The sequence below is a fragment of the Bradyrhizobium sp. B117 genome (assembly GCF_038969555.1).
Lineage (GTDB): Bacteria > Pseudomonadota > Alphaproteobacteria > Rhizobiales > Xanthobacteraceae > Bradyrhizobium.
The window spans coordinates 1695802-1716951 of the sequence record NZ_CP152414.1; the positions used below are offsets into that span (position 1 = coordinate 1695802).

16 protein-coding genes are annotated in these 21150 nt (G+C 57.9%); 6 read left to right on the top strand and 10 right to left on the bottom strand.

Going from position 1 to position 21150, the window contains the following annotated elements:
* The first annotated feature begins 65 nt into the window (after positions 1 to 65).
* Positions 66 to 1292: a hypothetical protein gene (locus tag AAFG16_RS08275; RefSeq protein WP_342738613.1), complete on the top strand. Its 1227-nt coding sequence runs from the start codon at positions 66 to 68 to the stop codon at positions 1290 to 1292.
* 1246 nt (positions 1293 to 2538) lie between these two features.
* Here AAFG16_RS08275 and AAFG16_RS08280 read toward each other — a convergent pair.
* Positions 2539 to 3444 carry an ATP-binding protein gene (locus tag AAFG16_RS08280; protein WP_342738615.1) on the bottom strand — a complete coding sequence of 302 codons (906 nt, stop codon included), beginning with the start codon at positions 3442 to 3444 and terminating at the stop codon, positions 2539 to 2541.
* A gap of 340 nt (positions 3445 to 3784) precedes the next feature.
* Between AAFG16_RS08280 and AAFG16_RS08285 the strand changes: the two genes are divergently transcribed.
* A complete protein-coding gene (locus AAFG16_RS08285; protein ID WP_342738617.1) occupies positions 3785 to 4420 on the top strand; it encodes a hypothetical protein in 636 nt (211 codons plus the stop codon).
* 1760 nt (positions 4421 to 6180) lie between these two features.
* On the top strand, positions 6181 to 6477 hold the full coding sequence (locus AAFG16_RS08290) for a cupin domain-containing protein (RefSeq protein ID WP_342738619.1): 297 nt from the start codon (positions 6181 to 6183) through the stop codon (positions 6475 to 6477).
* A gap of 521 nt (positions 6478 to 6998) precedes the next feature.
* On the opposite strand, the gene AAFG16_RS08295 is transcribed toward AAFG16_RS08290, so the two are convergent.
* Complete coding sequence (locus tag AAFG16_RS08295) at positions 6999 to 7886, bottom strand: LysR substrate-binding domain-containing protein (RefSeq protein WP_342738621.1); 888 nt, start codon at positions 7884 to 7886, stop codon at positions 6999 to 7001.
* 439 nt (positions 7887 to 8325) lie between these two features.
* Entirely contained in the window at positions 8326 to 9144 is an 819-nt protein-coding gene (locus AAFG16_RS08300; protein ID WP_342738623.1) for a YiiX/YebB-like N1pC/P60 family cysteine hydrolase, read from the bottom strand.
* A gap of 1241 nt (positions 9145 to 10385) precedes the next feature.
* On the opposite strand from AAFG16_RS08300, the gene AAFG16_RS08305 reads away from it, so the two are divergent.
* A complete protein-coding gene (locus AAFG16_RS08305; RefSeq protein WP_342738625.1) occupies positions 10386 to 11126 on the top strand; it encodes a Crp/Fnr family transcriptional regulator in 741 nt (246 codons plus the stop codon).
* A gap of 994 nt (positions 11127 to 12120) precedes the next feature.
* Here AAFG16_RS08305 and AAFG16_RS08310 read toward each other — a convergent pair.
* The 6 genes from AAFG16_RS08310 to AAFG16_RS08335 all read right to left on the bottom strand — a co-directional run bounded on the left by AAFG16_RS08310 (position 12121) and on the right by AAFG16_RS08335 (position 18183).
* Positions 12121 to 12522, bottom strand: coding sequence for a hypothetical protein (locus tag AAFG16_RS08310; RefSeq protein WP_342738627.1), 402 nt, complete (start codon positions 12520 to 12522; stop codon positions 12121 to 12123).
* A 536-nt stretch (positions 12523 to 13058) separates the two neighbouring features.
* Positions 13059 to 13346 (bottom strand): hypothetical protein, encoded by a 288-nt coding sequence (locus AAFG16_RS08315; protein ID WP_342738629.1) that lies wholly within the window; start codon positions 13344 to 13346, stop codon positions 13059 to 13061.
* 344 nt (positions 13347 to 13690) lie between these two features.
* Entirely contained in the window at positions 13691 to 15172 is a 1482-nt protein-coding gene (gorA, locus tag AAFG16_RS08320) for a glutathione-disulfide reductase (protein ID WP_342740873.1), read from the bottom strand.
* Positions 15173 to 15432: 260 nt separating this feature from the next.
* Positions 15433 to 15948 carry a DNA starvation/stationary phase protection protein gene (locus tag AAFG16_RS08325; RefSeq protein WP_342738631.1) on the bottom strand — a complete coding sequence of 172 codons (516 nt, stop codon included), beginning with the start codon at positions 15946 to 15948 and terminating at the stop codon, positions 15433 to 15435.
* A gap of 182 nt (positions 15949 to 16130) precedes the next feature.
* Positions 16131 to 17720, bottom strand: coding sequence for a GMC family oxidoreductase N-terminal domain-containing protein (locus AAFG16_RS08330; RefSeq protein WP_342738633.1), 1590 nt, complete (start codon positions 17718 to 17720; stop codon positions 16131 to 16133).
* 235 nt (positions 17721 to 17955) lie between these two features.
* The gene (locus AAFG16_RS08335) at positions 17956 to 18183 is read right to left on the bottom strand and encodes a hypothetical protein (protein ID WP_342738635.1); all 228 of its coding nucleotides are present in this window, start codon (positions 18181 to 18183) and stop codon (positions 17956 to 17958) included.
* A 546-nt stretch (positions 18184 to 18729) separates the two neighbouring features.
* Between AAFG16_RS08335 and AAFG16_RS08340 the strand changes: the two genes are divergently transcribed.
* Positions 18730 to 19347: a nitroreductase family protein gene (locus AAFG16_RS08340; RefSeq protein ID WP_342738637.1), complete on the top strand. Its 618-nt coding sequence runs from the start codon at positions 18730 to 18732 to the stop codon at positions 19345 to 19347.
* Positions 19348 to 19368: 21 nt separating this feature from the next.
* The gene (locus tag AAFG16_RS08345; RefSeq protein ID WP_342738639.1) at positions 19369 to 19914 is read left to right on the top strand and encodes a carboxymuconolactone decarboxylase family protein; all 546 of its coding nucleotides are present in this window, start codon (positions 19369 to 19371) and stop codon (positions 19912 to 19914) included.
* 244 nt (positions 19915 to 20158) lie between these two features.
* Here the strand turns inward: AAFG16_RS08345 and AAFG16_RS08350 are convergent, their stop codons facing one another.
* Positions 20159 to 20845, bottom strand: a complete 687-nt coding sequence (locus AAFG16_RS08350; RefSeq protein ID WP_342738641.1) for an antibiotic biosynthesis monooxygenase — start codon at positions 20843 to 20845, stop codon at positions 20159 to 20161.
* Positions 20846 to 21150 lie beyond the last annotated feature (305 nt).

The following is a 21150-nucleotide window of genomic DNA, read 5'->3' on the forward strand; positions in this document are numbered from 1 at the left end:
ACTACCGACCAACTTGTAGCCTCTCTTCCAGCCATATCGCAGCTCGAGCAAAAGTTGCTGACGCCATGAGCGAAGATCCGTTTTTCGAACTTTCCGGTGACAGTACCTGGAACGCCTGCATCGGAAGTCAGGGCGATGAGCTTCATTACGTAGATGGTTACATTGAAGCAGCCTGGGAACTCGCCAACGCGATCATCGAGAAGAAGATGTTGGGCAAGCGCGACACTCTCGTACTTCCGATTCTCTATAATGCGAGGCACGCTGTCGAATTGATTCTGAAGTATGTCGTCGGCCAGCTCGCGGCCTTCGGCGCCATTCCGAGCGGACATCCCGTAAATCATGACATCCAGAGCCACTACGACTTCCTGGTCGCGGGCGATGTGGGGGATGAGAAAATTCGCCAACACCTGCAGGCTTTGCGACCTTTCGTTGAGAGCCTCGCCCGCATCGACGACGACGGGCAGGAACTCCGGTATCACGTCAATCGCAAGGGCGAAACAAGCCTAAAGGGCGAGTCGCTCGCCAATATCGGAGTGATCCGAGACAGCCTCAAGCAACTGAACGAGCTGATCGAAGCCTTCAAGAACCGAACGATCGATTTCGTGGACGAATGCGCCGGGAAGGCGCACACGCCACGGTGCTCCCGCTCCGACCTCGTGTCGATCGCGAAGATGATGCCGGCCCTTTCGGAATGGCGATCCGATGCTTTCATCATCGCCAAGGAGGCAGTCAAGGAGCGTTTCAGGTTGAGTAACAAGCAGTTCGCCAAAGCCATCGACGCCATCAAGACGAGCCGCGAGATGATGGGAATGCTGGGAGCAGAAACGGAGCTTCCGAATCTGACCGATGAGGAGATCCTTCTCGTCGTCCGGGAGTGGCGCAAGCTGCACCCGCCGCCGGCCGACAGGAAGCCGAGAATCATTCTTGGTTCGGACATCAAGGCCGAAGACCTGATCAAGCATTCGAAGGAGCTGCGAGCGGCGACGAAGTCGCTCTCCGCCGTGATACGCCGCGAGGAAGCGGCCGACCTTGAGGCGCTTTTCTACCTGGGCCGCGACGGCTGGTTCCCGGAGCTCTTTGACGAGAAGGCTGCCAGGATACGGGAGCGGTTGGGGGACGATGAGAACCTGGCCGAGCAGATCGCCCGACTTCTCGACAAGAAGAACTTGTTGCAGTGCCTGCAGAAGGGAGCTCGCAGAGCGGGGCGCCTAGCGCTGGCCGACACTTTGGCGAACTCGATCGCGGAACACTTCGGAGGGCCGGACGATGAACTGAGCTCGGCCGCGAAGTAAGAGGCGCCGATTTGCATCGTTTCGATGACAACATCTTCCGGGCGATGAGATTCCGCGGGGAGTGGAGTTTCTTTTCAGTCTCAATCGCATCAATGTTGCCATCTCGCGTGCCCAGGTTCTCTCATTGGTGTTCGCGAGTCCGCGGCTGCTCGAAGTGCCGTGTAACAGAATCGAGGACATGCGCCTTGTGAACGGTCTCTGTGCGCTCAAGGAGTATGGAGCCAGATTACTTAAGCGGTGCAGGCCTTAAAGAATGGAATTTAGAGGTCGACGTTCGTTGCTAACGGCCGGCTTGGTGCACCGGCCATTCATCAGATAGCAAAATCGCCTGATCGGAATTGCGGCTGATGGTCTCGCAGACCTAAAAAGGGTCAAGCCGCTTCTGAGGAATCTATTTCAACAAAGGAACACGCTTTCGACCTGGCTGGTGCTCAGCTAAATTCACCAGAGCAGCCCGCGTCTGTTCCGGCAGTACGATCCAGGCCCGTCGCCTACGCCGTGGTCAACTAGCTTCTTACACGGCATGAAGTGCGCCCGTTTCAGGCGGGGGCGACGAGAAGTCGTCGCTCCATCCCCTGGTCATGGAAGTCGCGAAATTGTCGAGCCTTTCGGAGCCGAACGTCGCTGACAGATTGCTAGTCAAGCCCAGCCCGGTCTCGTCATCTATAGTGATGGCGGGAAAGTGATAAAGGCGGACGAGTACTGGTTCCAGGATCGCGCATGCATCGAGCGCACCAGTATCGATATTCTGGAAGAGCAATTGTCAAAGGATATCATCTTACCGGACGCGGATGTCACAGAGCTTGTGAGCAAGATAAGAGCATCAGCGAATTGATCGATGCTGTGGCATACTGTTGTACACGATGGATGAGCAGAGAGCCTCGTGTCGTGAGATCGAGGTCAGTGCCAAGGCAGAGCCGGCTCAATCACCCCTGGGCGGTAGGGCGCGTCCTGCCAAAAATGGTGAAAGAGCGATTATCCGATTTGCTTAGCATTATCTGACTTAATGAGAATTTGACGTCGCCGCCAACGGCGAAAAAGGCTCATTCGCGCCCGGTCCTGCCGGGCGGATGTCGGCTTGCTCACGCCCCACTTTCCGGTCTCATTCAAACCCGATGCCGTGTTGATCCGGTCGGGCGATGAACTCGACCAGGTCTATTTTCCTCACAAGGCGCCATCGCCTTCATGGTCGATATTGCCCGACCGTCCTCTCCCTGCCCTGCGGATCGGCCGCGCTGATGCCATTCTACGCGCAGGGAAATAGCATACTCACGGTAGTTCCTTTGTTTTCCGCGCTATGGATATTAATCGTTCCATTGCAGCGTTCGACGAGGCGTTTGACTTGCGTGAGACCCAACCCTGTGCCTGTGCCGATTTCCTTCGTCGTGAAGTAGGGCTCCAAGGCTCGTTCGAGCACTTCCGGGCTCATGCCGGTCCCATCATCGGAAACCGATATCTCGACCCAGGGAGCGTCTATCTGCGCGCAGACGTTCCGCGCGCTAATACTGATCGTCCCACCTTCGGGCATCGCGTCGCTTGCATTCTTGCAGAGATTGAGGAGTGCAAGATGCAGCTCCTCCGGATCAGCTTGGAACTGCCCGAGGCCCGGGTCGATGTGCGTGTCGACAACAACGTCAGCGCGTAGCGTCTGGTCGACCAGATCACCGATGTCCACAATTTGGTCGTGGGAGACGGGCCGAGTTGTGCCGCAATACGGACGATCGCTGTCCAGCAGTTTGCGGCTGAGCGCCGCGCCGCGCTCAATTGCGCGGCGGAGCCTTTCAACGATCACAGCGCGATCTTGCGCGTCAGTCTTTACATCAAGCAGCCGCAGGCCTTCATCGATAACTGCCAAGACATTTGCGATGTCATGGACGAAGATCTTCGTGGTGTCTCGATCGATGTCTGCGGGCCCGCAGATCGGAATATCGATGGAAATAATTTTGCACAGGACGCCCGTGGTCTCTCCATCTGCTCCTTGCAAAGGGATCTCTGCCCGACCATTACGGACATTTGCAGATGTCGCCTCTGTCACGGCGGAGAGATCTATCGCGAACGCGCCGTCTCCGATAGGAACGGGGGCCGCATCTGGTAGCGAAAGAATAGCTCCCAATGCTGACTTCAACGTTTCTCGCAAGCTCACGACCGACATTCGCGCCTCCCTCAAGTTCTCGTCACAGCGCCGACATGCGACACCCGACGAGAACGACTTTGGACCGATTTGGAGACATCGGTCGCCATAAGTTCTATATCCTGACGTTATCGCGGCCCCTCGCGAGGCGCGGGTCCGGCTTCGCGACACCAGAAGGGATCCTTACAGTCAATCGACTTTAAAGGAACAGCCGCGCCTGATTAGACGCCGGCCGAGCGCGGTAGCCTCGAAACACAATAGCGATAGGTTAGGGCGCACGCGAGCGCGGCGATAACGGCGGTGAAGATGCTCGCCTCGCTGAAATCAGATGCGTATGAGGTAAGCCCGGTGATCTTCAACGTTGATCTCAATTGCTTGTGATGGTCATCAACAGGCAATGCGGGCTGCAGCCGACTTCGTTCCCGACGCAGTCGCTTTGAATGCGGCGCAACATCTTGAGCATGGCAAGCAAATCCAGATTGGCCCGTTTGCGATTGTCCCGCGCCTTGTGGATCATTCGGGGTTCGATGCCTACGCCATCGAAGTCGAGGCAGATGGAAAGCGTCTGTTCTATTCCGGCGATCTGCGGGCGCATGGCCGCAAACGCAAGCTCTTTGAGGTGCTGCTTGCGCACCCGCCTCGTAACATCGATGTCATGCTGATGGAAGGCTCGAGCCTTGGGCGCCTGGCCGATGACGGGGAATTTCCTACTGAGGAGGCCCTTGAGGACGTCTTCGTCGACAGGTTCAAGCATACTGCTGGAATGGCGCTCGTTACGTGTTCGGCTCAGAACATCGATAGGGTGGTTACTGTTTATCGCGCAGCCAAGCGAGCCGGCCGAACCCTTATCGTGGATGCTTACGCCGCGGAGGTCCTGAAAGCGACCGGATTACGACAGCATTCCAAAGCCTATTTCAGGCTGGTCGAATCTGGCGGTTTTCATACCGCAAAAGCAACGCTACCAATTGAAGAAGGGCATCGCCCCTCTCGTAGATAGCTATCGAAAATTTAGCCTCTGGCCGGAAGAGCTTGCAAAGAATGCTTCTCGTTCGGTCTTGTTGTTTCGCGGTTGGATGATGGGCGATCTTGATCGGGGAATCGAGTGCGCGTCCGAATTGATGCTATCATGCAGCCGAACGCGAGCGCCGCCTGGTGCCACCGCCAATCGAGGTCGAGCCGCCATGGGTGCGCGTTGATCTGCACGACAACGTCATACTTGGCGCAGGCCCGCAGCACCCTCTCGACGTCCATTTCGTAGCCTGGGGGCAGGTGCATCACTGCATGATGGTCGACTTGGCCTGCCATTACTAGTTCCAATGCGCACAGACTTACTGTGACATCGTGGTCGCGTTGAGGGACGTCCATGCATATCGATCGACGAGGCTTGGACCGATGGCCAACGAGTTGCCGCGAACCCGGCCGACTTTGATGCCTCTGGCTCTTTGAGGCGGGAGCGCAAGTTCAGCTTTCAAAGGTACAGAATTCGAGGAACATGTTTGAAGCTGCGCACCCGGTCATGCGCTCAGGCTATCGGACGAATGTTTGGCCGCATCAGCACGCGAAGCGTTCTCAACTCGCCACTCGTAATAGTCGGCAAGGTCCTTAAGGTGACCCGCGATCGCTGAGTCGGTCATGGTTTGGGCTGCGCGGAGCCAAGTCCATGCTGTCTCTAAATATGCCTTGCCTCGTTGTGAGATCTGGACCATCACGAGACCCTCGCGCGGTTCTCTGGCAGCTGGTTGAAGGTGATCTGGAGCCAACTCACCCAATTGCGGTCACTTTCACTGCGAGCTCTGAAGCGATCGACGCACTTCTTGGAACAAAGAGGTGTTCGCCACGAGTAGTGCCGGACGAGACCAAACTTGCCACCACAAACTGCGCATCGCGCGGCACCGCCGGATCTAGGACTTTCGGAGAAGTTGGGCATTGTAATCTCCTCTTGGCTTTATCGCAGTTGTTAGTGGATCATCCTTTTTTCACGATCGCACTTCATGAGGCCATGCGCTTTTCCAACGCATGCATGCTAGGGCGATTGAGATCAGCAACTCAATTGAACGTTTAGTCGTCGCGTCATCCAAATGGTGCCGGGGACCGATACGAAGGTATAGGGTGTCCCCTCAATGCCAACCACTTGCGCAAATGGTCTTTGCGTGCGCAAACGGACGAAACCTTGGTCGACAATCGCTTCGGGCCGCGCGTTTCAACGAACGCATCGATCACATGGACCACGTTGTCCTCGCTTACCCAATCCTCCAGGCAGTCTGGCAAGAGCGATACGGATGGGACGCTTCGCTGAAGGCGCGGACAGATCCCGGTCGGCCCAGGAAACGGAGAAGGGTTCGCGTATCCAAAAATCCTGAGTGTCATTTGGGGGCACTATCTAGGTCACCACCACAAGATCCGAGTTTGGATTCGCGAAATGTTTCTATTGACGTCCTCCTCAATTTGCAAAGTCGCGATAGCTTTCGCTCTCTTACCTGGTGCGGCACCCGGTCGGCGAAGTCGCGCCGACAGATCCATCGTAGGAGCGGCGTCAGAGTCAAGGACGGCGGCGCGCGTTGGCATGCGCAACCTCGATTGGCCCAAGGGCGGCAACGGGTTTCGGAGTCCCTGCAGAGGCAGGTGGCATTCCTCGCTACGCCATCACGCGGTCAGCCGCCAATAACGATCTTCTATCAACTCTATGGCGAGAGGTGATTCCACTCGTCGGCGTTGCGATGTCGCTCTCGTCATGTTCAACATGACCAGGAGCTACAAATGTCAGCCCAGCAGCCGGTTCTCACGCCGCCCCACGCCGGCGAGACGGTGACCTCGAACGGCGGTTCGAGCATCGAGCTGAAAGTGGAGAGCAGCCAGTCCGGAGGCGAATATGGCACTGTCCTGTGGACGCTGCGGGCCGGTGAGGAGCCGCCGCTGCACACCCACACGCGCGAGGACGAGCTGCTCTACGTGGTGCAGGGGAAGCTAATCGCGCGGGTCGGCGATGCCGCGTCGAGGTGGGGCCGGGGGCCTACGCGGCTCTTCCCCGCGATGTGCCGCATACAGTCGAGGTGATCGGCGATCAGGCGACCCTGCTGGTCAGCTTCGTGCCGGGTGGGCTGGAGCGCTTCTTGGTCCCCCGGGACGGCGAGAAGCCCGATCCGGCTGCTTTCGGCCTGGCGTTCCCCTAGGGGCGAGGACCGGGACGCGCGGCGTTCGTCACCGTGCGACCGCACGGGGCCTGGCCGCCGGCCGCTCGCGACTGCGCCAGATGACTGATTGCACGCGCGCCGATCGTCGGCATCGCAGCTCCGAGCAGCGGGGTGTCACGTGATCTGCGGCTGAAGTTCAAGCGGCGGCACCGGCATGAATTGGAGGCGGCTGTCCAGACGGACGACGTCCTGGGAGCCCGAGCGCATCATTTCCGCGTGCGCTCGTTGGCACGACGCAAACGGCGCCGCTGAGCTGCGCAACGCCTTTAGGGGGCTTTTGAAGTAGTCGCAGTGAACGAATGCGCCAAATCCTCTCGTGGGATGCTAAACACGCTCCACGATTTCATGCCATGCGAACGACGATCGGCCGACGAACGGCGGGACTCACGGGTTGGTCTTGAGGCTCTTCGCAAAATGTTCAACGAACGCGCGCGCCGCGAGTTTCGCTCCGCGTCCGGCCGGGAATATGGCGTTTACGTCGGCGGCGCCCATGGTCCAATCCTTGAGGATCTGCACTAACGCACCCGACTTGAGTTCGGCGCGACAGCCCCAGAGACTGCAGGCCACGATCCCGATTCCGGCGACGCCGCCAGCCACGGCCGCTTCGTTGATGTTCCCCGACAGAGGAGCTTCCACCTTTATGGAAACGGTTCTTCCGTTCCTCTCGAAGCAACAGATGCCATTCGAGCCCGGGACACCAATCAACACGGGATGTCCGGACAGATCGTTCGGCGTTTTCGGGTAGCCAGCCCGTTTCAGGTAGGCCGGCGAGGCGGCGATGAGCAGAGGATTTGATCCTACCCGTCTTAGAGTCGCGGAGGAATCCTCCAACTTTCCGGACCGGATCGCGACGTCGATGGCGCTCCTGATAAGGTCTTGGCGACCGTCGTCCATCGCCAAATCGATCCGCAGCGCAGGGTGCTTCGAAATGAAGGCGGGAAGTCGCGGTATGACCTCCCGGATCGCCATGCTAGGCGACAACCCTATCCGGAGCACGCCGCGAAGCACGCCCTTGCCGTGAATGGCTTGGGTTGCTTCTTCCAGAATGGCAAGCGCGGGCTCGACCTTCGCGAGGTAGTCCGCTCCGGCTTCGGTGAGCACAACGGCCCTTGTCGATCTCGCGAAGAGGGCCGCGCCTACCTCGCGTTCGAGCGACGCGATGTGTCGGGATGCCGAAGGTTGCGAAAGTCCGAGATCCTTGCCGGCCCGCGAGAAGCTACCGGTATGTGCGACACGGACGAAGAGTGTTAGAGCAAGGAGGCGATCAGTCATTTCGTCTTTGCGCAGAGATTGGTCATGTTCGAGCTTAGTCTCGGATCCAACTTATGCGAAAACCGAATGAGTGGCGAGCGTCACACAAGGCGGTGAGCTTCACGCCTCCCGGTGTATAGCCCGACGAGGGCTATCAGGGCTAGGGCGGTCGAAACGTACGGCGTGCGGCGTACGGAGGCGAAACGGCTGAAGCCGCCCCAATCCTTGGAGCGGAAAAGACCCAGCTTTCTCCGGGCGCGGGGTCAAGAGCTGCCGATGCGTCAGTAGCCGCTGATCATGGCGCGCTGTTCCGAACCGGTCGCTGCTTGCTTTGAACCTTTGAGAGCAGCGAAGAAGTTGCCGATGAGTGGTAATCGGAGTTCAAGCCTATTGAAAGAGCACGATGGCGACTAATGACAGCAGCACAACCGATTCCGAAGTCAATAGTCTGGCCCTGACCTCACGGAATGTCGGGCTGTACCATTGCCGCGATCCTGCGTTCAATCTCGGGCGCAAGTGTGGCCTGTGCGGCGTCAACTTGGAGATCTGCCCAGCGCATGTTTTTATAGTTGAAGCCGGCGGGTAGCGTGGGCTTCACCACCATGAAGTAGGGCGATAGATCGAAGTCGCGCGGCGCATATAGAGACGAATGACGGATCTCGGCGATCTCGCACCGTCCGGACTTGTTCTCCATGTGCGTGATGTTGGGCAGGATCGGGTAACGCACGGCGTCGAATGCCTGCGCAATCAGAGACGAACAGATGATCCGACGCGAATCGCCGGAGCCGAGCGCGATGGTTCGTTGACGCCGACGTTGCGTGAATGGACAAGGGAATAGGTAGCGCATGAGGTCGACGACGTTTTTGAAATCGTAGCCGAGACCTATCCGTTCGAATGCGTAACGGCAGACCTGTTCGCGGTCCGCATCGCTCAGGCCGACTGGCCGGCATATGCGGGTTTGGCAATGCAAATACTTCGACAGAGGGGCCGACACGACCCCTTCGTCGATATTGGCTTCAATCAGGACGTGCGGCTCGCCGCAATTTGTGGCGCCCGATATCGGTCCGACGTACAACGCCGAATGCGACCATGTCGACTGAGTGATATATTTGATGCTGCTGGAGATACGACCTTTGCCCTCGACCAGCAGGACGTCACCGGGTTGAAGAGTGTGGCGTAGGGCAGTCGTTGCATCGTCCGAGGTGAGGGGCTCACATCGATTGGCCGGCTTCAGCAGCCGGGCCATCAAACGTTCGACGTTGTCGAACATCCAGCCCATCACTCTTTCCTTTCTTTTTGGCCGTTTCCGTATGGCAGTTCCAGACGACTATTCCCTCTTATCCAAGCCTATTCAGGAAAGACGGACCGGACCATTACACTGAGGTCGATCTGCGCGCTGCATTTGTCTGAAACGACCATACCAAAGGATACGATTGACCACCCGGGCCGTTCCCAGTGATGGGAAAGCCGCACTTGGTCCGGCGGCTGCTATCGACGGTGCTCTTCATCGGGAGCACGTGCGAGATCGCGGGGTCGACCGAGGTGACCAATGAGGGCACTCAACGCCTCCATCGACTTTGCACTGGGGCTAATTTCGAGTTTTGACCTTCGCGTCGTTTCTCCTACGTGCAAGGGTCATGTCGCTTCAGTGGACAACAATGGCAGGCAGGACCGCCTGGCTCCGTCGAGAATGACGCAAGAACCAGTGCGCATGACCGCGGAAAGCTAAAACTTTTCAAACAGGCGTTCGCCTTTCTCAAACCGGAAGCATGTTGATCACTGTACCAAGAACAAAGCACAGCGACCCGATAAGATAAAGCCAGTTCGCTAAATTGCCCATGCAACATCCCGTCGATTGGCCGGCTGGGGTTCTGCAGCCTTGTTCATTTCAGCATCTCTCCTCAGGAGAACGCAGGGGAAGTTTATCCATACGGCGGACACGTCGGCGTATCGGTCCAGGACGCCGTCGAAGAAGCGCCGAGGTTGATAACCTCAGTACTAACCATCGGATGACCCCGCTGCGCCCAATAGCGCACGTCCGTTGTCACGGCCGGTATCGCTACCTTGATCGATCTGGCATTGATCAGTGCAGCAGACGATTTAGCGGAGGCGGTCCACCACTCACGATAATTACCTTCGAGTGCTGCGGAGGGAAATCACGTCCCGCCATAGAATCGATAAACGATCGTTATTGCCGCCGCGATCCGCAAGTGCCAAAGCTAAGAATTCAGCTGGCACCAACTGTAGAGACTCCGTTGCCGCCGGAAACCAATTCGAGGCGCGCGCTTATGCATCGATCTTTACAATGTTGATCATGAAGCAGCTGCTCCAGTCGACTTGTCGTGCACTGTCCTCGCATACTCAGGACTGATAGCGGCATGAGCCAAGTCCTCGTCCTCGAACCTCAAGAAATGCGAGCTGACCCACGAGCGTTACGTCGCTCTCCGGCTCAGTTTTTTGGTACGAAAACGTACAGTTGGACAGCTCGTTTACTCAAAAAGTATTAGGACGTTGAATCTGATGTATGAAGTTCGCAACAGATTATTACGTCTGCTCCCACCTGATGAACTCAAGCACGTTCTGTTGCTCTCGGAAGAGGTGCCGCTTACGAAGCGGCAAGTTCTTCATCGCTACGGCGTTCGCATGCAACACGTCTATTTCGTCGAGAGTGGTCTTGTGTCGGTCGGTGCCAAGGTGGGTCCGCAACAGTTCGTTGAGGTGTGGCTGATCGGCTCGGAAGGGCTTGCCGGAATACATCTCGCGTTGACAGCAAAAACGCAGCCGATGCACCGTCGAATTGTGCAGGTGGCCGGCGCGGCCAATCGCCTCACCGTAGATCGCTTTCAGGAGGCGATTGCCCGTCTGCCGACGTTCCGCAGCGTGGTGCACGCGTATATCGCTTCCGTGCTTATTCAGACTGCCCAATCAGGGGCATGTAATACGGCCCATCAACTACAGCAGCGCCTGGCGCGATGGCTCCTGCTCGCTCGCAATGCCTTGGGCTCTGACGAGATCCCTCTTACACACCAAGTGCTCGCTCAGCTTCTCGGAGTGCGCCGTGCAGGCGTTACGGATTGCCTTCTTCAGCTCAGGAAGGATGGGCTTATTGAAATGATGCGTGGCTGCCTCGTAGTCCGTGACGCATTTCGGCTGGCGCAGATCTCCTGCCATTGCTGGAGCTTGATCGAGCGCGAGTACGAGCGGCAACTGCTGAATGTTGGCACTCCGAATAGCGAATTGTTGGTGCATGCGAACCGATAGTTATTTGCGATGCCGAGCCAAAATAGCTGGTTCCCAAGGTTGTTGCAGTTGGCCCACCGACACATCGATCTGCGTCTTCAAGCGAGCCCTCATAGTTGGCCTCGAGGATCCGTCGTTCACTTCGCATGCGGATCCGAAGCGAGTCTGGTCATCCTTCAGTATGTCCAACTTCGTCAGGGCTAGTAGACGATAGGCACGCTTGTGTGCGCTTTTGCAGGACTACGCTGTCAAGTGGCAAGGCAGGCGCACGCCCCGGCGCTACCTGACCACACGGGAATTAGGAGCACGGGAATGGAAGAACAAGAGGCGTTGCGAGTGATGCGGGTTCTCATCGAGCATGGGTGCGGAGCGGATATCGATATCGAGGACGCTATGGCGCAGTCTTGGCTCACAGAGGCAGGTCTCAGCGATTACGAATCCGAGCGTGGAATTGGGTTTGCCGGCGATTACAGATGGATAGTTCTGAGTGGGTGGGGGCGATTTCGGATCACCCAGGCCGGACTTGTCGCTGCTATGGGAGCAGTAGGTGTAACCCGAAGCTAAAAGTGAAATCGATCTAATGCGTCCAAGGGGGGTCGAAGCGACGAATGCGAGTGTCGATCACTACTCTTCTTCGGAAGCAACGTGAAGAATCCCGACATGATGCTGAGCTGCATGAGCCATCGTCTCGGGTCTCGCGCACATCGGACAGCATCGGCTTTTCCTCTAAAAAGGCGTACTTCGGCCCGCTAGCGAGGTCTGGGAAGGCATTACCAGAGTCGACGTGAAGACATTGAAAGCCGCATCCCGGACCTCTTAGCGGCTCTCAAGTAGAAGAGCGAGCTGCTGGTGATGCAAAACGCGACGCGCATCAACCGGTTTCGGGCGTGAGGAAAGTCGACGACGTACTACTCTTGGCGCCAACCGGAAAGCGAATTGGGATAATCTTGGATTCTCCAGGTAATGACCCATTGCGACGGAGACGCCGCTATGACGCATCGACTTTGATGGAAGTTCAACCGCCGTGGCGTCCATACAATCTTGAAGGCGTCGCAACCGGCTCCTCAGGCGCATTGAAAACTGACGTGGTGAGCAGGATGGCGGCAGCGAGAATCCAGTAGTACTGGGCATCTAGCTGAGCGAATTTAAAAGCAAACGGCACGATCGCAAATACAATGGCGACTGCGCGATCAACCCAAAGGTGCAGCCAATAGGGAATAATGCGGACCAGTCCGGTGGGATGGTCGGTCATAGCAGCCAAGAGCAGCGCGGCGACACCGACTATAACCGAAAGCCATATTGCGAGCGGTCCGCTCTGGCCAAGTTTCAGCATGAACGGCGCCACGATTAGCAGGAAGGCGACGGGGTAATCTATCAGATAGGCGTGGAAAGACTTGGTGATGAGGCGGAACGACATCGGCGACTCCTTTGCGATTGCTGGCGGCGGCGCTTGCGCCACGGAGATTGCCTCCATCCAAAAGGACGATGGGGCCGCTCGATGGCGGCGGGCACTCTGCACACAAACGTCGCGAACCTGGTTATAGGCACCGAAAGCTATGCGGGAACGCCAACCATTAAAAATGCCGGATCGTTATCATTTCCATTCCACTCGCACGCCGCAATGGGCAAGTGAAATGCCGCCGGTGTTCCTCGCCCTTGCTTGTGTGAGCGGTGACAGAAATACGCTCCTCCAGTCTTCAAGAACAGGACGACCTGGCCGCCTCGAGTGTCGGGTTCAATAGATGGGAATGGTGGCATCCTCTGCCAAGCGCATTCACGACTTTTCCCGGCGGAACATCGCTCACACTGCTTGAGCCCAATCAACCGCAAAGATGACAAATGCATACTTTCAAGCAAGCTTTCAGAGATCCGTCGTCTCCACGACTCGCATGGCAGCGGTGAATCGCGGTCGCAGTGCGACGCCGCTTGATCCGCCGCTGCGCGCGGAGCAGATCAAAACTCAAGGTCGACGTCTTTCGCGACCTGGCCTTTGCGACGGATGAGTCTCGTGCCGAAGTCGTCTTCGAGCGCCACCTCCGCTAGCGCGTACTCGATAAGCTCGGTGTCGGACGATATGCCGGATTGTTTCTTCGCAGCTGCCACCAGATCTTGGCAAACGCGGCCGCCGATCCGACGGTTTTCGCCACCGAGCAGACCAAGTTTCCGTGCCGTTTCCAAGACAGCACGCCGCCTGGCGTTCGGCTGTACCGATATGTTTGGACTGTCGCGGGTCGACTTCAAAATGATAAATCTCCTGCTTGGAAAATAGAGATTTGGCGAACGGGTTCAACGTCACTATGGCCCAAAAGACGTCAATCTTTTCCGGCCTGATGAAAAATGCCGAACCCGCGGGGAGACACGATCACAGCTATCCGGCTCGGATTGGGCCAAACTCGACTCCAAGGGAACGACTAACCCCGGACTGAACATCAAAACCGTCTTGCGGCAAACACAGACCAAACGAAAACGACAGATCCAGCCAGGGTCTTCACCGGATGCGTACGTTGCTCCAGTCCCTTTGCATTTAGGGAGCTCAAGGCCCCACGCAACTCCGAGCGGGCCCCTCCGAGTCAGCTGCGGCTGAGTCAAACAGCGGCGCTTGAGATGAGTGGTGCAGAGGCGTCGCGCCGATTGTAACGCACGGTGGGCGTACGCATCGCGACGATTTCCTCCCCAACAGTTGGATGCACGGCCATGACTGACATTAAGTCTTTCATGGTTGCTCCACTGCCGATCGCGATCGCAAGCATCTGGATCATCTCGCTGGCCTCGTGAGCGAAGATATGGATCCCAAGGATCCGGTCAGACTCACCCTCCGCGACGACCTTCAGAAGAGAGGCCTCGCAATCCCCTGTTACGGCCGCCTTCAGCGGGCGGAAGCGGACCTTGTAGACGTCGACTGCAACATATTGCGCTCTCGCTTCCAGCTCCGTCAGACCAACAGTGCCGATCTCCGGGCTGGAGAAGACGGCGGTTGGGATGTTGGAGTAGTCTACCTGCCGAGCAGTGTTGTTGCCGAACACCGTTTCGGCGAACGCGTGGCCTTCGCGAATCGCGACGGGCGTTAAGTTGAATTGATTCGACACATCGCCCACAGCGTAGATATTCCCGATGTTCGTGCGCGAGTTAGCGTCTACGATGATTGCGCCGTCTGCCGCAGTCTTGACGCCGGCGCGATCAAGTCCGAGGGAGCCCGTGTTCGGTGCGCGCCCGAAGGCGAGCAGCACCTGGTCGGCCACAAGCCTCGCGCCCTGTTCGGTCGTAACGTCAATCCTTCCTGCGTTGTCGCCGCCGCCGACGGCTCCGGTCCGTCTCTCGAGGCGACAGATGCTGTCGCAAAACATCAGCTTGATGCCGCGGTTCGTATAGGATCCCGTCATCGCTTGACGCACATCCTCGTCAAAGCCGCGCAAGACATTGCTTCCGCGACACACGACGCTGACGTCGCTTCCCAACGCTGCAAACAGACCAGCGAACTCCATCGCAATGTATCCGGCGCCGCCAATGACAAGCTTCCTGGGGAACGTCTTCATGTCGAACACGTCATCCGAGGTGATGCCAAGCTCAATGCCGTCGAAGGGAGGCAACTCGGGCCGTGCGCCTGTCGCGATCAGGATCGTGCGCGCCCGCACGCGACGGCCGTCCTGGAGGAGGCGCACCGTATGCGCGTCGTCGAGCACAGCGCGAGACCTCACGACCTCGACGCCCGCACGTTCTTGGCCCTCGCCGTAGAGCCTTTCAAGGCGTGCAATCTCGCGGTCCTTCGCCGCCACGAGCGATGGCCAGTCGAAACGCGGCGCCGGCAAGTGCCAGCCGAATGCCGTAGCTTCGTCGAACGCGCCGCGGAAGCGGCTCGCGTAGACAAACAGCTTCTTCGGCACGCAACCGCGAATAACGCACGTTCCTCCCAGCCGGTACTCCTCGGCGAGCATCACCTTCGCACCGTACCCCGCTGCAACGCGCGCGGCTCGAACGCCGCCCGAACCGCCGCCGATGACGAACAGGTCGACGTCGAATTCCGGGTCGCGGGGAGGCGGCTCTGAAGCGTCGGCCGTCGGTCTCGACACGCCTCGGAGGCCCTGCAACCCATTTGCGTCGCTCAAGTCAGGTATCCAATTCATTCTGTTAGGATGCTCGAGATGCGTGCGCCGATCGCTTCGTCTACGCACGCGCGCTGGCAAATGTCGCCTTGAATGGGTGCCTACTGTGGATTTGAACGGACCTGAGTTCTGCCGGGCACGCTGTTACTTCGGACTGGGGATCGCCAGGGGCCCTCCTTATTTGTGGATTGCATCCGGTCGCCCCAATTGTGCGAATGGCCTTGCGCTCAAGCCCTCCTGGTCGCCTCGAACAGGAACCATGTGCGACGTTCCGCTTGATCGATCCAATTTTCGATCAGGCTGGCCGAGGCAACATCGCCATGTTCGTCGCAGATGTTACGTGTCTGCCGCAAGCGCTGGGTGAGTGCGAGGTTGTCTCCCTTCAGTTCGGCTAGCATGTCGTCGGGTGAAACGAAATCAGCGTCATTGTCCTCGATATGTCTCGCCCTGGCGATGTGGCCGATCGAACGGATCGCTGTGCCCCCGATCTTGCGGGCTCTTTCCGCTATATCGTCAGTCATCGCGAAAATCTGCGCAGCTTGCTCATCGAGAAGAAGGTGATAGTCCCTGAAGTGCGGACCTGAAATGTGCCAATGGAAATTCTTTGTCTTGACGTAAAGCGTAAATACGTCTGCGAGGAGCACCGTCAGAGCAGCCGAAATATCTTTGGTAGCATTGGAGCCGAGAGTGGTCGGAGTGTCGAGTGGTGCCTCGCGGCGCTTTCTGGCGTCTTCTAAACTCATTTTGGTCTGTCCTTCCAGGTGCTGCTGTGTTGCTCTTCATCGTTGATGGCTCTGAATAAGAATGCTTCGCGAATCAGAGACTGCCGGTTCGCAAGGTGGGCCCTTTGACGTTGACGCGGCTGGGTCGGTGCGTGTCAAAAGACCATCGACGTCTGCCTATGCCGGCTTGCCCCCGGAGTGTCTTAGCTCTGCTTGAGATCCTCGACCAGCATCGCGGTGGCGTGGCGGGCGAGTGCTTGTGTTGGAGCGTTGGTATTGCCGCTGGTGATGTTCGGCATTATCGAGGCGTCGATCACCCGTAGCCCGTCGATCCCGCGAACTCTAAGCCTCGCGTCAACCACCGCTCGCGCATCCTTGCCCATTCGGCAGGTGCCTACGGGATGCCACATCGTGGTCACGACGTGCTTTATCCATTCGCCGATCTCGTCGTCCGACTGGATGGTCGGCCCGGGCTCCATCTCTTCCTCGATGACGCGCGCCAGCGACTCTTGGGCCATAACCTTGCGAATTGCGCGCGCCGATTCCACCACGGCCCTCAAGTCGTCCTCCTCGCCGATGAAGTTCGGATTGATGAGGGGCATCGACATCGGGTCACTGTCGGCCAACCGCACCCAACCGCGGCTCTTGGGCTGAAGCACTACGAGTTCGAAGGTGATGCCGGATCGGTCGCCCGTCGGGCTGAGTTCCTGGTTCGCAATAATAGGAGCGTGATAGCATTGTATGGTGGGTTCGGCGGTGAAGTCCGATGGATTCCAGTGGGAAACCGTCTCGATGCCATTGCCCGCTGCGGGGCCATCCTTGGTGACGAGATAGCGAAGGCCCGCCTTCACGGTGCCGAGGCCTTGCGCGACGGCCTGATAGCCGAGATCGCCCTTCACATAGGCACGCACCGGTACCATCGGATGGTCTTGCAGATTTTCGCCGACCTCTGGAGAATCCACGATTACGGCGATACCGTGCTGGCGAAGCTGCTCGGCTGGACCGATGCCCGAGTGCATGAGGATCCTCGGGCTATGGACGCTGCCGGCTGACAGCACGACCTTTCCGGCTGTGATCCTGGCGCCTTCCATGAGCTCGACGCCAACAGCCTGTTTGTTTTCGATGAGGATGCGGACGACCGTCTTGCCGGTGATAAGGGTCACGCGGCCCGACGTCAGGTGTGGACGCAGATAAGCGTCGACCGCGCTGCAGCGCTGCTGGTTTCCGACCGTGGACTGCACGGGTGAGACGCCGATCTGGCTCTTGCCGTTATAGTCCGGATTGAAGGGTAGCCCATATTCCTGGAAGGCCTTTAGGCAGTATTGGTTCAGTTCATTGATGCCTTTGGGTTGCTGGACCGCTAGGCCGCCATCGATGCCGTGAAATTCGTCGTGAAAGGTGTCATTGTTCTCCTGCGCCATAAAGACGGGAAGCAAGTCGTTATACGACCAGTTGCCGGTCTCGCCGACCGCGTCCTGCCACGCTGTGTAGTCGCGTATCTGACCGCGAACGTAGGCCATAGCGTTGATCGAGGAGCCGCCGCCAAGTACCTTTCCTGAGCGATAGGCTCGCTTGGTGCCGTGCTGGGGAATAGTCTCATATTTCCAGACATGCCGATCGTGTGCCAATATCTTGGCGAAGCCGGCGGGAATGTGGATGAACGGATCGCGATCTGTGTCGCCTGCTTCGATCAGCGCGATCGAAGCATCGGTGTGTTCGGCAAGATAACTCGCGACCACACATCCCGCTGCCCCCGCACCGACAACGACAATATCGTAGGCTTGTTGAGACATCAGCGGCTTTTCTCTCTTGCGCCAATCTGCATCGTTCGAGGCCGTCTACCGCGGAGCGCCATCGAATGATCCTGAGACTGATCGCACCATGCGGGTCAAACAGTGACTTCGCGTCGCGAGCGAGGGAAATGATCTCTCGACATGAAATTAATAGACGATCGTTATTGCCGCCGCCGTCCTAATGATGCCGTAGCTAGGAAGGAGATGAGGCGTAGCGCAAGCAAAGCCATCGCTTCTATTCGGCAGCGATTTCTAAGCTATGTTTGGTCGCTAAATCGACCATGAATGACGTAGCGGCCTGCTCGACCAGAGGGTGCGAAATTCCTAGGGTCTGTCGGCCCGAAAAACAATTCAACAATACTGATCCCGCGAACTGGACGATCAGGTAATATTGTTTTCTGACCGGCGTGAGCGAGATAGAGATCCCGAGTGCCTGATCATGCGTTCCGTTATAGATCTCCATCGAAATGTTGTGTGCCTGACAGGCTAGATCGAAAGCCAAGACACGGGTTCTCTCTTTCCCGGCGTTCATCTTGCTTGTTTGGGAAAGTGTTCGCCTTTCTCTCGGATGTCCCTTCCGCGCAACTATTAGGCGTCTCTGCTAGTTGCCTCTCAAGGCTCTCCGTCCAACAAGAGAGTCTGTTTCGTCGCAGGAAGCACATGTTTGCAAAATCCGATTGAGTGCTGCGCGCCACGTCGATGGCATCGATTTCATAACCAAAGATCATTGGCCGAGCTAGGGCTGCCAGAATAGTGTTGTTCGCATGCAAATGAATGTGGAAGATGATTAACCACAGCGCGCCAGCGTGGGGACGATCAAGACTGTAGTGCGCCAGGCGAGGGGCCGGCGGCTGGTGCCGACCAAGTCCACCTACCGGGTCTTATCGAATCCGCCGGGGCAACCTGGGCCCACCCACCGGTATGAGTGTCGAAGGGGCTCGTCACCGCAATAATGCCAGCACGTAAAGCAACCACCATGACCGGAAGTATCATGACCAATGGAATAGCCATGACCAACGCCGTGATCGAATGTATCCAGAGCCGAAGCGCGGCGAAGTACTATGACCCCGCCGCCGTGTTGAGCGACGACCAAATCCGCGAGCTCGTGCGTATCGGCACCACCGCGCCGACGTCCTTCCACTTGCAGAACTGGCGATTCATCGCCGTGCGCACTCCGGAAGCCAAGGCGCGACTGAGTCCGATCGCTTGGAGTCAGCCTGCGATCACCGAAGCGGCCGTTACCTTCATCGTCTGCGGTCAGCTGGCCGATTCGACCGTAATACCGGAGCGTCTAGCACCTTTGGTGGAAGCAGGGATTATGCCTGAAGAGATGGTGCCGGAATGGGAGATCCCTGCGCGCGACCTGTACATGGAGTACCCGCAGCGCCAACGCGATGAAGCAATACGCACCGGTACCTTCGGCGCGGCTGCGATGATCTATGCGGCCCGTTCGCTGGGGCTGGGCTCGACGCCGATGATCGGTTTTGATGCTGAGGCGGTGCACCGCGAGTTCGGACTGAGCAAGGAGGAAGTACCCGTCATGCTCTTGTCTGTAGGGGCCGAGCGTCCGGGAAATTGGCCGCAGAAGCCGCGTCGTCCGGTGGCCGATGTGCTGGAACTCGCTTAGAAGTTATTTTCGGGAGCCAAGATGCCAAGAACTGCAGCCTTAAAGCCAGAAGACGTGCCTGCGGATTGCAAACTAACCCTCGATGCGTTCACCCGGGCGATCGGCTTCACGCCAAACATGATGGCAACCTTCGCACAGAGCCCGATTGCGTTCAACGCCTGGGCCGCACTGCTCGGGTCGTTGAGCAAGGCGCTCGACGTGAAGACGCGGGACAGCATCGGCCTCGCCGTGTCCGAAGTGAATGGCTGCAACTATTGTCTGAACGTTCATAGTTTTACTGCGGAGCATAGGGGCAAGCTGCCGGCGGATGAAATTATTCTCGCTCGGAAGGGGCATGCCATCGAACCGAAGCGGGACGCCGCCGTCCAGTTTGCGCGCAGGGTCATTGAGAGCCGGGGTAAAGTCAGTAAAGCCGATCTGAAGGCCGTGCGCGATGCCGGCCATACGGACGCGAACGTCATGGAGATCATCGCGCTGGTGGCCATGTATTCTCTGACGAACTTTTTCAATAACGTGTTTGATCCCGAGAAGGACTTTCCCGTTGTTCCGCCGGCCGGGTCGCTCTGAACTCTATCCGTGAATTGGCCGTCTCGAGAGACTGTGGGTGATGTGGAGGGCAAAGGGAAACTCGCAAAAAGGAAGTGAGCTTACACGAGGTGCAATTGCGACGCCTGAAGCTGAACTGTGGTTTGAGACCAAATCGCCTTACGGAGGTGCGTATGAATCCCGACAACTTCAAACTCCCAACTTGGCATGCGGGTATTAGCCGAGGGAGATCGGGGTCGCGGTTCAGCCGCTCGGGCTCGCAGTGTCACGCGTGGGTGGTTACACGGCCGCTGGCATCTGCGAAATACTGGGGCGCCTCACGGCGGTCGTACATCCCGTAGTCACGCACAATCCGCACTCTCCGGAACCTAGCCTTGTCGTCCAGCACGGAAGTGTCCTCGTAAGCCAGCGCTGCAGCCGCGTCCTTCCAAGATATGAGCAAAATCAATTCGCCGGGCGTGAGCAGGGTCTCGAAGATGTCCCACGACATACAGTCGGCGGCCCACGGGTTTAGGCCGAGCCACTCGGCACATTCGTACGGATTGTTCGTCTGCTTCCACTCTGTCGAGCGATTCGCACTAATCAAGGTGACCGTCGTCCCCTCGCCGAATTCGGTCTCCTCGAGGCTCTGGTCCGTGAGGGCGTACCCCGGCGGCACTCGATTATCAGCGGTGATCTGGCCGACGCGGAGGTGGTAGTCAGCGAGGATTTCGTCGCGGCCCTTCTGCTGAACCTCATGATGAGGCAAGCGGATACGCCAGCGTACGAGTGACTTCTCGTTTCGCCAAGTCGAAAGCGAAAGGATCCAGCCCTCTCGGGTCAGACTTTTGTAGCGCGTATTTTCCACGAAGCCATCAATCTGCTCCAACCCGGGGCGAAGCACCCTGACCTTGTCGAGGTAGTCATCCCACTTCTCTCGATTTGGGAGCGTCTCAAAGATCACCGAAAACATATAGTATCTCGCTCTTGAGTGGCGACTCAGTCGATCTCGTATGCCCCCGCCGCGAGTGTGTCTGCAATTTTAATCGCTGCGAACTGTACGCCCTCGACTACAGTCTTATGATCGCGCCCATCCTGGTCGCCCTGTTGATAAAGAACCGAACCGTAAAGGCATGATTTCGATGATGGCGTGGGTTACAGGCGCGCCTGGAGGATAGGTCACTGAACATCTCATCCCAGTTGTCGAGAGTTCCGCGCGGGCGACTTCTTGAGCAGGAGGAGCTGCTCCGACATGGCCCTCGAAAAGATCGACGCCGC